The sequence below is a fragment of the Micromonospora sp. NPDC049529 genome, assembly GCF_055586685.1.
Genome location: NZ_JBVJHT010000005.1, coordinates 212,529 through 224,834, shown reverse-complemented (window position 1 = coordinate 224,834; position 12,306 = coordinate 212,529). Strand labels below are relative to the sequence as shown.

Annotated in this window: 11 protein-coding genes and 1 pseudogene; 4 read left to right on the top strand and 8 right to left on the bottom strand. The window is 72.0% G+C overall.

Annotated elements, in window-relative coordinates:
* Positions 1 to 338 precede the first annotated feature (338 nt).
* Positions 339 to 1,610, top strand: coding sequence for a barstar family protein (locus tag ACZ6QQ_RS10555; protein ID WP_465875695.1), 1,272 nt, complete (start codon positions 339 to 341; stop codon positions 1,608 to 1,610).
* A gap of 176 nt (positions 1,611 to 1,786) precedes the next feature.
* Here the strand turns inward: ACZ6QQ_RS10555 and ACZ6QQ_RS10550 are convergent.
* From ACZ6QQ_RS10550 to ACZ6QQ_RS10540, 3 genes and pseudogenes are all read right to left on the bottom strand, one after another.
* Positions 1,787 to 2,233 (bottom strand): annotated as a pseudogene (locus ACZ6QQ_RS10550) (MFS transporter); the annotation flags it as partial.
* Positions 2,230 to 3,798, bottom strand: a complete 1,569-nt coding sequence (locus ACZ6QQ_RS10545) for an ABC-F family ATP-binding cassette domain-containing protein (protein ID WP_465875694.1) — start codon at positions 3,796 to 3,798, stop codon at positions 2,230 to 2,232. The pseudogene ACZ6QQ_RS10550 and the gene ACZ6QQ_RS10545, both read right to left, overlap by 4 nt.
* A 376-nt stretch (positions 3,799 to 4,174) precedes the next feature.
* Entirely contained in the window at positions 4,175 to 4,723 is a 549-nt protein-coding gene (locus ACZ6QQ_RS10540) for a hypothetical protein (protein WP_465875693.1), read from the bottom strand.
* Positions 4,724 to 4,833: 110 nt separating this feature from the next.
* On the opposite strand from ACZ6QQ_RS10540, the gene ACZ6QQ_RS10535 reads away from it, so the two are divergent.
* The gene (locus tag ACZ6QQ_RS10535; protein WP_465875692.1) at positions 4,834 to 5,571 is read left to right on the top strand and encodes a VOC family protein; all 738 of its coding nucleotides are present in this window, start codon (positions 4,834 to 4,836) and stop codon (positions 5,569 to 5,571) included.
* A gap of 12 nt (positions 5,572 to 5,583) precedes the next feature.
* On the opposite strand, the gene ACZ6QQ_RS10530 is transcribed toward ACZ6QQ_RS10535, so the two are convergent.
* Both ACZ6QQ_RS10530 and ACZ6QQ_RS10525 read right to left on the bottom strand, forming a co-directional pair.
* On the bottom strand, positions 5,584 to 6,198 hold the full coding sequence (locus tag ACZ6QQ_RS10530; RefSeq protein ID WP_465875691.1) for a class I SAM-dependent methyltransferase: 615 nt from the start codon (positions 6,196 to 6,198) through the stop codon (positions 5,584 to 5,586).
* A gap of 36 nt (positions 6,199 to 6,234) precedes the next feature.
* Positions 6,235 to 7,095: a maleylpyruvate isomerase N-terminal domain-containing protein gene (locus tag ACZ6QQ_RS10525; protein ID WP_465875690.1), complete on the bottom strand. Its 861-nt coding sequence runs from the start codon at positions 7,093 to 7,095 to the stop codon at positions 6,235 to 6,237.
* A 120-nt stretch (positions 7,096 to 7,215) separates the two neighbouring features.
* Here ACZ6QQ_RS10525 and ACZ6QQ_RS10520 point away from each other — a divergent pair, with 120 nt between their 5' ends.
* A complete protein-coding gene (locus tag ACZ6QQ_RS10520; protein WP_465875689.1) occupies positions 7,216 to 8,598 on the top strand; it encodes a glycosyltransferase 87 family protein in 1,383 nt (460 codons plus the stop codon).
* Entirely contained in the window at positions 8,595 to 8,801 is a 207-nt protein-coding gene (locus ACZ6QQ_RS10515) for a hypothetical protein (protein WP_465875688.1), read from the top strand. Before ACZ6QQ_RS10520 ends, ACZ6QQ_RS10515 begins: the two co-directional genes overlap by 4 nt.
* On the opposite strand, the gene ACZ6QQ_RS10510 is transcribed toward ACZ6QQ_RS10515, so the two are convergent.
* From ACZ6QQ_RS10510 to ACZ6QQ_RS10500, 3 genes are read right to left on the bottom strand one after another with little or no spacing between them, the layout of a single operon-like run.
* Positions 8,791 to 10,176, bottom strand: a complete 1,386-nt coding sequence (locus ACZ6QQ_RS10510) for a hypothetical protein (RefSeq protein ID WP_465875687.1) — start codon at positions 10,174 to 10,176, stop codon at positions 8,791 to 8,793. The two genes, ACZ6QQ_RS10515 and ACZ6QQ_RS10510, sit on opposite strands and share 11 nt — an antisense overlap.
* A 35-nt stretch (positions 10,177 to 10,211) precedes the next feature.
* Positions 10,212 to 11,078 (bottom strand): sugar phosphate isomerase/epimerase family protein, encoded by an 867-nt coding sequence (locus ACZ6QQ_RS10505; protein WP_465875686.1) that lies wholly within the window; start codon positions 11,076 to 11,078, stop codon positions 10,212 to 10,214.
* Positions 11,075 to 12,277 carry a Gfo/Idh/MocA family protein gene (locus ACZ6QQ_RS10500; RefSeq protein WP_465875685.1) on the bottom strand — a complete coding sequence of 401 codons (1,203 nt, stop codon included), beginning with the start codon at positions 12,275 to 12,277 and terminating at the stop codon, positions 11,075 to 11,077. Before ACZ6QQ_RS10500 ends, ACZ6QQ_RS10505 begins: the two co-directional genes overlap by 4 nt.
* Positions 12,278 to 12,306: the final 29 nt, after the last annotated feature.

Below are 12,306 nucleotides of genomic sequence, written 5' to 3'. Positions count from 1 at the left end.
AGGCGCGCGTTGTTTGGGGATACCGGAGAACAGCACATGCATATCTACCTCGACCCTCCATGGGACGGACAGCCCCAGAAGGGTTTTGGGGGCACCCGGGGGGGGGGGACCCCCCCCCCCCCCCCCCCCGGGGCAGACCGGACGGATACAGATCAGCAGCAACCGGGCCGCGTCAACGGCTGGACGAACCACGCCCGGATCCACGGCATCTGCACCGCCGTCGACGGAGTCCCCGACCTCGGGCCGCAGAGCAGCTGCGACGCGCATGATCGAGCCGGTCGCTGCCGGAACCGCGCCGGTCCCGGGTCGTGTCGTCTTCGGTCGGTAGGGTTCGCGGCGTGACGACGAGCGCCGGTTGCGACGCTGATCCTGCCCCCGAACAACGCCGGTGGACCTGGGAGCACCCGGACGGCCCACGCTGGCTGCTCCTGGGCGACGTCGGCTTCGAGGACTCCTACGATGACGTCCCGCTGGCACTCTGCGCGGAAATCGAGGGATTGTTCGTCGACCTGCCGCCCCGGCCGAGGGAGCGGTTCACGCTCGTCGGTTGCCGTCCGGACGGCGCGCTGGCCGACCTGCTCGACCGGCTGCCCGCCGACGCGCTCGGCACCGAGCAGGCCTTGCTGGGTGACGTCTCCCTGACGGCACTTCCCCCACCACCGGACATGGCGCCGTCCTGGTGGGGTGAGGACCTCGGCGACGTCGTCGTGGTCGCCCAGCGGCCGAACACCACGACGCCGGGAACCGTGGACGTCGACCTCGACGGGTTTGTCTACGTCCACGACCGCACCGACGAGGTGGTACGTCCCGGCGACGTCACCGAATTCGTCCTCCTCGGCAAGAGCGAGATGCCCTACGGCACCTGCCGGGACGTCACCGGCGTGTTTCGTGAGCAGGCCGCACCGCCGGTGCCGCAGGTCCGGCTGCTCGGTTGCCAACCGGAGACCCTGTTACTGCCCGCGCTCGGCGCGGTCGATCAGTCGACCAAGGGCGCCCTGCGTCGCCGCCGGATCCGCGCCGAGGTGTACGCGGTCGGCGCCGACAGCACGGCCAACCAGGTGACCGGTGCCGTGATTTCCGGAACGGTCGCGGCGGCCGAGCCGTCACGACTCGCCGCCGGACTCCTCGACGTGACCATCGACAGCGATCCACGGGAACCGCTACCGACAGGCATGCTGGACATCCTGAGACACTGGCACACCGGACGCCCCACCGAGAGGAACCTGTGGGCCGGCTACGACCGGGAGCTACGCCACCACTGGGCCGCAGTGGCGTTCACCCCCCAGCCCAGCGCCTCGGACCGGCCGGCCGGCACCACGTACGACCTCGACGGCCGGTTCGTCACCGACATCGAAGGGTTCTACTGCGCGATCGGCGAGGCGATCAACGGGCCGGGCGGATACTTCGGTCGCAACCTCAACGCCCTCGACGACTGCCTCGGCGGAGGGTTCGGCGCGCGGACACCGTTCCGACTGGTGTGGCACGACTCGGCCATCGCCCGCGAGCACCTCGTCGCGGGCTACGACCGGCAGCGACTGGGCCCGGCAGTCACCCTGGATGACCTGCTGGAACTGCTCGCGGAGTTCCACGTCGACGTCGACCTGCGCTGATCCGGCCGAGCATGTCGAGCGGGACTCGCTGCTGGAGCAACGTACCCCAGATGACCATGCCGGCGCCGATGAGCGCGCCGTAGACGAACAACGCCGCGCCGATGATCCAGAGTGTGCTCGTGACGGCCAGCAGCCGGGGCGAGTGCCTGCTGGACGGTGGGCCGGGTGGCGCCCTCCAGGCCGTTGACGGCCATGAGGTCGTCGGTGGACACGACATGCGGCACCAGGGCGGTGTAGGCGGGGAAGAAGAAGGCGGTCGTCGCGCCGAGGACCAGGGCGGAGACACTGAGCTGCCACAGCTGGACGTGCCCGGTGAACGCGAGGATCGCGACCCCGAGGGTGGTCGTCAGGTTGAGGGTCAGCACGACGACCAGGATCGTCCTCTTCGACACGCGGTCCGCGACGACGCCGCCGACGAGGGACACGGCGAGCAGGCCGACACCGCTCCAGGCCACGACCGAGGAGAGCGCGGCCGCGCTGGCGTCGAGGGCGAGTGACTGGAGGACGAGATAGATGGTCCATGCCCCGGTGGCGAACAGGTCGAGCACCATCGCCACGAAGAGAAGCCGGTAGTTGCGGTGTCGCAGTGGTGCGAGAACGGAAACGCGGGCGCGCGTGGTCATGACAGGTCCTTGGCTTCGACGGTGAGGGGCAGGGTGGGCCAGGCCGCGAGGTCGTGGAGCATCTGGCGGTCGTGGGTGGCGACGACGACCGCCGCCGGGGTCCGGAGCAGAGCGGCGGTCAGGTCGTCGACCAGGGGCGCCGACAGGTGGTTGGTGGGTTCGTCGAGGATCAACAGGTCGGGTCGCTCGGCCAGCCGCAGTGCCAGGTTCAGCCGGCGTTGCTGCCCCTGGGACATCCGCCCGACGGGAGTACGCAGGGCTTCCCGGTCGAGAAGGTTGGTCGCGGTCAGGGGCAGGAGATCGTCGTCCCCGAGCTGTCCCCCGGACCGGAGCCGGCCGACGTGCTGGTCGTACAGCTCGTGGGCGAGCACGGTCGCGGGCCAGTCCGGTACCTCCTGCCCGAGGTACGCGACCCGAGCCCGCGACAGCCGACGGACCTCCCCGGTCGACGGTTCGAGGGCGTTCGCCATCACGGCGAGCAGCGTCGATTTGCCCGCCCCGTTGGGGCCGGTCACGAGCAGGCGGTCCCCACCATCGAGGGTGAGCGTGGCGCTACGGTGGAGCCGCCCGGTCACGGTGACGCCGTGGCAGCGCAGGATCGGCACCCCGGGACGGGTGGCGACCTCGGGCCAACGCAGTGTCAGTGGCGGCTCGGGCACGCTGATCCGGTACGCCTCCAGCGCTTCCTGCCGGCGCCGCAGCGCCTGGACGAGACCGGGGGCACGGGACTGACGCTGGTGTTTGCCATGCCCCTTCTCCGGGCGCCATCCGGTGCTGAGCCGGCCCTGCGCCTCGTGCACCGCGTCGGCCAGCCGCTGGTGCTCGGCCTGCTGTGCCTCGTACTCCCGCACCCAGCGCGCGCGTTCCCGCCGACGCCCGTACTGCCAGCCGGCGTAGCCCCCGGCGAACAGGCGCGGCCGACCGTCCTCGGTCGGGTCGAGGTCCAGGAACTCTTCTGCCACGTCCCTGAGCAGGGCACGGTCGTGGGTCACGACCACCACCCCGCCCGGATGCCGACGTAGCCGCGCGGTGAGAAACGCCAGGCTGTCCGCGTCGAGATGATTGGTCGGCTCGTCCAACATCAGCAGGTCGTACCGTGCCCCCAGCAGGCACGCCAGACGGACCCGGTAGCGCTGACCGACCGACAACGTCGCCAGCGGACGCCTCCGGTCGGCGCAGGCATCGAGTCCTGCCAGCGCCACGTCGACCCGGCGCTCCGCGTCCCAGGCATCCAGCCGGGCGGCCGCGTCGAGCGCGGCGGTGTAAGCCGTGTCCGCGCCTTCCCTTCCGTCGGCCATCGCGGTCGCGGCGTCGTCGAGGGCCCGCAGCGCGCGTTGGGACTCGCGCATCGCGCCCAGGACGAGGGCGCCGACCGTCTCACCGATCCGCGCTTCCAGCGCCTGCCGGGCGACACCGATCGTGCCGATCCGCTCCACCGTGCCCCGGTCGGGCGAGATCATGCCCGCCAGTACGTGCAGCAACGTCGTTTTGCCTCGGCCGTTCTCGCCGACGATGGCCAGACGTGACCCGGCGGAGACGGTCACGCTGACGTCGGACAGAACCACGCGCCCACCGAGCACGGCCCGGACGCCGTCGGCTCGGACATGCGCCCGATCCCCGGCCGGTAACGGGCCGCCCCAGGCGAGGTCGGGCCCCGCCGTCAAGTCTGGTGATGATTTCCGTACGAAATTGGTCACTGTGTGCTCTTCAGCTCGTCATGGAGCCGGGCAGCACAAACACACCGCCCGGCGGGAACGCCAGGACGGCGGAGCAGAGCTACATCAGAGGAAGCTGGTCAACCCTGCCGCCGTCAGCGGAGGGACCAGGGCTTCATGATCGAGGCGATGCCTGAACACATGGGCCGGACAGTACCAGCCGGACCACTCACCGACGATTGTCGAGTCGGCCGAGATGAGGGTGTGTCGGCGATGGAAGCCGTCGTCAGCGCTGCCCGGCGAGCCGGCCTCCGTCGCCGAACGTCCAGGTCGGGTACCTCTCGGCCAGGTAAGGGCGATGACCCTCCCAGTCCTCGGGGCCGAGCAACCGCACCGGCGACAGGTGCAGCCGCTCCTCCGGATCCTGCTCGTACCCCCAGGCGAACCCGACCAGGGGGACGACCAGTTGCCGGTCGTCGTCCCAGGGCCCGATGGTCAGGAAGCTCTGCGCCTGCCATTGCACGGCCCCAGAGCGCCAACGGGAAGGAGCGTCGAAGAGCGCCGGCCGGAATCCGTACCAGGCGAAGGGTGCGGTGGAGTCGGCGAACAGGTCGAACGGATCGACCTCGAATCGATCCTCCGTGCTGGGCTCGCGGACCAACTGCACCCAGCCCAGCGGTGACCGGTAACCCTGGGCGCTGAACTCGACAGCGGCGCTGCACACCGGCATGCCCAGATCCCGCTCGCTCTTACCGACGGCCACCGGGTCGGAATTCGGCACCACGTCCACCGAGACGCGACCACGCTCGCCGTCGACCTCGAAGCGAATCTCCACGGGGTCATCCTCGCATCTCGCCCACACACCCGACTGCCGCGGCCGACACGCCGAACGACCACTCAAGTCCGGGCCCCACCGCCGACCCGACGGGCCCTACCATCGCCGGCATGGCAACGCGGCTCGTTCAAATCAACATGAAGGCCCGGGACGACTCCGCGCTGGGCGGTTTCTGGGCGGAGGCGCTCGGCTGGGCAGTCTCCAGCGAGGAACCCGGCGTGACCAACCTCGAACCCGAGGGCTTCGTCTACCCCGACCCCGTCGCCGTCTGCGTCGACCTCGTCGTCTCCCCGGAACCGAAGACGGTGAAGAACCGCGTGCACGTCGACCTCGCCACCACCTCGGCGGCCCATCAGGCGGAGATGGTCACGCGCCTGATGCATCTCGGTGCGACACCCGCCGACGTAGGCCAGGGCGACGTCCCGTGGACGGTCATGGCCGACCCGGAGGGCAACGAGTTCTGCGTACTGGACCCCCGACCGCTCCACCGGGACACCGGACCGATCGCCGCGGTGGTGGTCGACTGCGCGGATCCGCGAGCCATGTCCCGCTTCTGGGGCAGGGCCATGGACTGGGCCCTGCACGAGGTGACCGACGACGAGGCCGTACTGCGCTCCGCCCAGGGCGTCGGCCCGTATCTGCGGTTTCTCCGCGTGGCCGAGGTGAAGACCGGGTGGAACCGCGTCCATCTCGACGTCCGCCCGTACCCGGGTGACGACCCGCAGGCCGAGGCGGCCAGACTGCGGAGTCTCGGCGCCACCGCCATCGACCTGGGCCGCGACGATGTCCCGTGGACCGTCCTGGCGGACCCGGAAGGCAACGAGTTCTGCCTCCTCGCCCCGGGCTGACCCGAACCCTCCTCAGCCCCTCCCCTCGGTGGCGATCGCCGCGATGGCGGCGTGCGGCCGACGAGTGTCGTCGCCGGGCCGCTGCAAGCGCTCGACCTCCGTGAAACCGGCGCGCGCCAGTCGCTCGGAGAACTCGTCGACGGGCCAGCGATAGGCGGTCACGACCTTGTGGTCGAAGGCGGTGACCTCGTCACCCACGAAGATCGCGAGCACCAACGTTCCGGCCGGGGCCATGACCCGCCGGAACTCGGCGAGCACGCCGTCGAGATCCGACGGCGGCAGGTGGATCAGCGAACCCCAGGCCAGGATGCCCGCGACGGAGTGGTCGGCGGCGGCGAGATCTTCCATCGACCCGAGTTGGTAGCTACCGCCCGGGTGGGCCGCCCGCGCATGGGCGATGAACTCGGGCACCAGGTCGATTCCCGTCGCGTCGACGCCCAGCGCGCGAAGGTAGTCGGTGATGTGGCCGGGGCCACAGCCCAGATCGAGGACCGTACCGGGTCGGCCCGCCAGATGTCGCCCGATGAAGGCGAGGTCGTCGGCGTGTACCTGCTGCCGCGTCCCGAACAGTTCGATGTAGAGCTCCGCGACGGACGCGTACGCCTGCCGGACCTGTGCCATGTTCACCGCACGAATATATGAGCCCGGGTGGACGTGGGGCGTTCAGCTGCCGGGGGCGCGGAGCGTACGCAGGAAGGTCGGCAGCAGCCAGGGTCGGCGCCCCGAGACGACCAGTCCCCCGGTGAGCACCGCGCGCGGCTTGCCGACCCGGCCGAACATCATCAGGTTGAGGGTGACCGGGTCGAACGACAGCCGTACGTCCGGGGCCACACCGATCGGCTCGGCGCTCACCCTGCCCCGGTGCAGTACGAGGGTGACCGGGGAGGTGTAACGGGACCGGAACTCGACCGCGATCCGCCGCTCCCGTGCCGGTTCGTCGTTGTCCAGCAACCGCCCGTAGCCGTAACCGTCGCCGAGCATGCCGAGGACGAACAGCTCGAAGTACAGGCCGGCCTGTGCGGGCGGGATCCGCCATGGCACCCGCCCGGCGCGGGCGATGTCCCAGCCGTGGATCAGCAGCTCGTTGACCAGGTGGGCGACGACGCCGGCCACCGTCGGGCGGGCCTCGCCGAGCCACTCGACCCCGTCGGTCGGGTCCCGGTCGGCGGTCAGCTCCAGGATGCGGTCGATGTCGTCGCGCAGCCGCTGGTCGAGCACGGCCAGGTCGCGCTCGGCGCAGCGGGCGAGCACCACCTCGTTCAGGTCGGCGATCGTGTCGACGGTGGTGACCCGCAACCGCTCCTCGATGCCGGGAAACGGCAGCGGGGTCGGCTCGGTCGCGACGATCGACGTGTAGAGCCGGGCTATCGCCTGGACATGGGCGGTCATCTCCGCCACCGACCAGTGCGCGGTCACCGGCGCGTCCGCCCGCGTTCCGGCGATCAGCTCGGCGAACCGGTCACCGGCGTCCCGCAACGCGCTCCGCGCGGCCTGCCACTGATCCTGCGTCACCGTCCTGCGCACGATCTTCACCCGCCCGGTAGTCGTCCCCGCCGGTCGACGAGGCGGGATCGGCGCCAACCTAACATCGATCGAGCACAATGCGCGTGTCCTTCGACGGCCCGGATTGGGTACGTTGGTCCGATGGCATGGCGCAGGGCTGGTCCGGCATGGTTGCTCTTCGGCGTGATCGCCGTCGTGTCGTCGGTGCTGGTGCTGCGCCGACCGGCCGGGGAGCGACTGTCCGACCTGCACATTTACTACGGGGCGGCGCAGACCGTCGAAGCCGCCCGACCGCTGTACGAGTACGTGGCGGCCAACGGTGGGCCGTTCACCTATCCGCCGTTCGCGATGCTGCTGCTACGCCCGATGGTGGCGCTGCCGGAATCCGCCGTACAGGTGATCTGGTTGGTCGCGGTGTGCGCGGCGGTGGCCGCCGTCGCCGCGACGGTGAGCGGCGCGTTCGGTGTCGCGTCACGGCACCGCCAACTGCTCGTCGCCGGGGTCGCCTGCGCGGTGCTGATCTCCGCACCGGCGCAGAGCAACCTGCGGTTCGGCCAGGTCAGCGTCTTCATCGTGCTGCTCGCCCTGGTCGACGCGGTGGGGCTGACCCCGGCCCGCTACCGGGGCGTACTGGTCGGTGTGGCCGCCGCGATCAAGCTGACCCCGCTGCTGTTCATCGTGTTCTTCCTGGTCTCGCGCCGGTACCGGGACGCCGGCCGGGCGGTCGCCGCGTTTGTCGGCTGCGCCGCCCTCGCCGCGGTCGTGCTGCCGGCGGATTCCTGGACATACTGGACGTCGACAATGCTGGAGACGTCCCGGATCGGCAACCTCGCCTCACTGGGCAACCAGTCGATACACGGCATGCTGATGCGGGCCGGAGTGTCCCCGGAGGCACTGCCGCCGCTCTGGGCGGCGCTGGTCGCCCTGGTCTGCGGCACCGCACTGCTGCGGGCCCGCAGCCTCGCCGCCGACGACCAACCGGTGCGCGCGGCGGTGCTGGTCGGCTGCGCCACCGTGGTCGCCTCCCCGGTGTCGTGGACCCACCACCAGGTCTGGACGGTGCTGGCGGCGATGCTGCTGGTCGCCGCGCGGGGACCGCTGCGCCGGGTCGCCGGGGCGGTCCTGCTGCTGGCGATGGTCTTCTCGCTCGGCGTGCTGCTCGACGGCGTGTCGACATTTCCCGGCCTACAGTTCCTGCTGGAGAACGCCCGCGCCTTCGGCGTCGTCGCGGTCTGCCTGGCCGGTTCGGCGGGATCACCGTCGTCGTGGTCGGCACCGCCCGTCGCGGCGGTCACCGGCGCGGCTGGGTGCGGGCGGCGACCGCGCTCACCGCCACCCTGGCGTGCTTCGCCGTACTGCCGCTGCCGGCGGGGGCGGATCCGACGTTCAAGGCGTACACGCTGGCGGACGCGGACAACCCGCGCTACTTCTACTTCTGCCGGGACCTGGCGGGGTGCGCCGACCGGCCGGCCGGGGTCCCGGTCCGTTTCGCGGTCGTCCGGGAGAAGACGAAGGTACGGGTGAACGGCGTCGCCGACCCCGCCGTCACGCGGCTCGAATACCGCTCCGCCCCCGGTGGCGCACCCCGGACCATCCCGTTGCTCAACCTGGACGCGGGGCGGCGGGAGTTCTCCTTCCGCAGCGCGAACATGGCCCACGGCCACCTGGTCGCGTACGGGGCCGACGGGCGGGTGCTGGCGAGCTTCACCGACGAACTCAACCCGTAGGCGGGGCCGGGCGTGCGTCCGTGCCCACCACGGGCGGGGCGAAACGCACGGGAACCGCCGCCGGCCGCGGGCTCGCCCGGAGCCGGACCCGGTAGAACGCCAGCGCGAGCAGCGGCAGGAGCAGGACGCAGAACTGCCCGAACACGAGCAGATCCAGGTTGTACGACGATTCGACGTCCATACCCGAGCCGGAGCCGGCGGTGGTCCGCCACGGGACCAGCGCACCGGAACAGAGGAAGCCGAGCATCAGGGTCACGCCCAGCACCAATATCCCCCGTGGCCCCCGGACGGCCTGCGGAAACGGCCCCACCGGCCGGTCCGGTACCGGAGCGACGCGGGTGGTCCGGACGGCCGGGAGCTGGCGGATGCCGACCGGGGCGTACCGGCCGTCGTCGAACACCAGGATCGCCGCGTACAGGGGGCGCGGCCGGTCCCGACCGGTGTCGGGCAGCCAGCACAGGCTCGCCGTACCGGGAAAGTCGGCCCGGATCCGGTCGAGGTCGAACGTCCAGTCGAAGCGCAGGGTGCCGCTGGCCTCGGTGCCGTGGAACTCCGCCGGCACGGTCGATACGGGCCGCAGCGGCGACACGTCGAGGCGGCCGTCGACGACGACCACGGGGTCACCTCGGCGCATCGCCCTCCGCAGCCGGGCCTGGGCCCGCCAGCCACCGGGAGGACCGCCGGTGACACCGCGCAGGGCGACCACCACCGCGCCGAGCACCAGTTCGATCACGAGCCAGGTCGGCACACCGGTGTGCAGGTGGTCCTCCAGGGACTCCCGCCGGAAGTCGAGCACCACCCCGACCTCCGGGTGCGACGGCGAGTACAGCGCGTAGATGATCTGCCAGGACCGGGGATGGTGGCCGGATCGTACGGTCTGCGTCCGCTCAACCGGTGGCCGGCCCGCATAGGGCACGCTGACCGTCACCGGCCCCTCGTAGCTCGTACCGCCCCGGCCCGAACTCCGGACCACGTCCCCGACCGCCGTCACCTCCAGTCGTTGGATCACCGGGTCGCTGTTGCGCAGCGCGACCACGTCCGGGTGGGCGTCCCGGACCACCGCCGGCACGGCGAGCACGCACAGCCCGCCGACGATCAGTACGACGTCGGCGACGATCCGGCGGTGCGCCGGCCACCACCCGAACCGCGACGGCGCCCCGTCGGCCGGCCCCGCCCGCAGGGCCAGCAGCCACCACCAGACGCTCGCCACCAGCGCCAGACCGAGCCCGCCGAGGACGTCGAGCCGGGGCCAGCGCGCGTCGGACGGCACCAGCAGTCCGACGGCGGCGACCGTCACGCCGGACAGGGCCAGCACGGCGAGACCGACCCGGACGCGGGACGCGCGACGGCCGTGGTTCGGGGCGGCGGGATTCACGCGATCATTGTGCTGCCGGCCGACAAGCCGCCCCGCTACGGTGCCCCGCGGCCGGAACGCGCCCGGTCGGCGATCTCCCGCAGGTACGCCAGGTTGTCGCGGGTACGTTCGACGAGCGGCTGGGCGGTGGAGAAGTCCTCGACCGTCACCCACCCGTCGTAGCCGACCGCCGCCAGCGCGTCGAAGTACGCACCGAGGTCCGCCTGCCCCTCCGGCAGCGGCGTCCAGTCCTGCGCCCACTGCGTCGACCCGTCCGGCCGCTGCCCCACCGGCCGCCAGGCGACGTTCTTGACGTGCACGTGGGCGAGGTACGCCCCAAGCATCTCGAACCCGGCCAGGTAGTCCTCGTGCCCCTCGATGACCAGGTTCCCGACGTCGTGGATGACCCCGACCCGGTCCGGGTCCAACCCGTCGACCAGTCGGATCGCCGCCGACGCGGACGACACGATCGTCTTGTGGTGCAGTTCGACCAGCACGCTGACGCCGTACTCGGCGGCCCGGCCGGCGGCCCACTCCAGGTCGCGGCGGGTGGCGTCGAACAGTTCGGGGTAGCGGCCGCCGCCCAGCGTCGGCATCGTCACCCGGACCCGGCCGGCGCCGAGGGCGGCGGTGGCGGCCAGGATCCGCTCCACGTCCGCCCGCTCGCGGCTGGGCACGTAGCCGCCGATGCCGGAGTAGTCCAGCCCCGCCGAGCGGGTGATCCGGGCGATCTCGGCCAGGTGGTCCTCCAGCCCCGTCAGTGGCCAGGTGGCCCGGTTGCCGGCCCAGAAGCCCGGCTCGGCGGCCGGCTGCTGGTCGGTGACCCGCCACTCGATGCCGTCCCAGCCCTGCGCCGCCAACGCGTTGGCGGCCTGGCTCGGTGTCCACTGCGGGGTCGAGGCGGTGAAGACGGAGAACCTCATCGACGCTCCCCCTCCCCGGCCGGCACCGGCAGCGTGCCGCCGGTCCCGAACGGTACGTCGTCGAAGGCACCGGCGAGCACGTCGGCGACCGCGACCGGTCGGGCCAGTACGGCCGACCGGTAGACCGCCTCGACCACGGCGAGCGACAGCAGCCCGTCCTCGACCCGGACACCGGGTGGCCGGCGCTGCTCGATCGCCTCGACGACGTCCTGGTACTGGCGTAGGTGACCGAGCACGAAACCGTCCTCCGCTCTGGGTGCGTCGCGCAGCTCGCCGGGCGGGACCCGGTCGGCCGCCTGGTTGGGTGGGCGGCGCGGCGGACGGTCGTCGGTGTGGGCCGCGACGTGGAAGTATTCGAGCTGGTCGTCGTGGATCACCGCGGAGCCACGGGCGCCGTGCACCTGGAGCCGCGTGCCCAGCCCCGGATACGCGGCCGTGGTGGCGTGCAGCACCGCCAGCGCCCCGGAGGCGAACCGCACGGTGGCGACCGCCACGTCCTCGACCTCGATGCCGTGGTGGGCCAGCCGGGCCGTCTGGGCGGAGACCTCGACCGGCCGGCCGAGCAGCCAGAGCAGCAGGTCGACGGTGTGCACGCCCTGGTTCATCAGCGCCCCGCCACCGTCGTACGCCCAGGTGCCGCGCCAGTCTGCCGAGTCGTAGTACGCCTGGTCGCGCCACCACGCGACGGTCGCCACGGCCGAGGTGATCGGCCCGAACTCGCCGGCGGCGACGGCTCGCGCCACCGCCACGCTGGCCGGGTCGAAGCGGTGCTGGCTGACCACCGAGACGACCAGTCCCCGTGACTGCGCCTCGGTGGCGGCGTCGGCCAGCCGCCGGGCCCGGCTCAGGGTCACGTCCAACGGCTTCTCGATCACCACGTGGGCACCGGCGGCGACCGCCTGCTCGGCGATCGGGGCGTGCAGCCCGCTCGGCGTACAGATCGCGACCAGGCCGATCGGGCGGTCGGCGAACGCCTCGCCGAGGCTCGGGTAGCGGCCGGGCGGTTCGCCGCCGGTGCTCGCCGCGATGCTCCGGGCGAGTGCGTCGCTGGCCGCCTCGTCCGGGTCGACCAGGGCGGCGACCCGCAGGCGGGGGTGCCGGTCGACGGCCGCCGCGTGGTTGGCGCCGATGATGCCGGCGCCGACGATCGCGACGTCGATCGGGGCCGGGGCGGGTGGGTCGGTGGCGCCGCCGTTCATACGCTCTGTTCTCCGATCGTCCGGTGGGC

What these genes read in the sequence shown, in the direction of transcription:
- ACZ6QQ_RS10535 (WP_465875692.1), top strand. Translation starts at nt 4,834, where the DNA reads ATGGCAACGCGGCTCGTTCAAATCAACATGAAGGCCCGGGACGACTCC.
- ACZ6QQ_RS10520 (WP_465875689.1), top strand. Translation starts at nt 7,216, where the DNA reads ATGGCATGGCGCAGGGCTGGTCCGGCATGGTTGCTCTTCGGCGTGATC.
- ACZ6QQ_RS10505 (WP_465875686.1), bottom strand. Translation starts at nt 11,078, where the DNA reads ATGAGGTTCTCCGTCTTCACCGCCTCGACCCCGCAGTGGACACCGAGC.
- ACZ6QQ_RS10500 (WP_465875685.1), bottom strand. Translation starts at nt 12,277, where the DNA reads ATGAACGGCGGCGCCACCGACCCACCCGCCCCGGCCCCGATCGACGTC.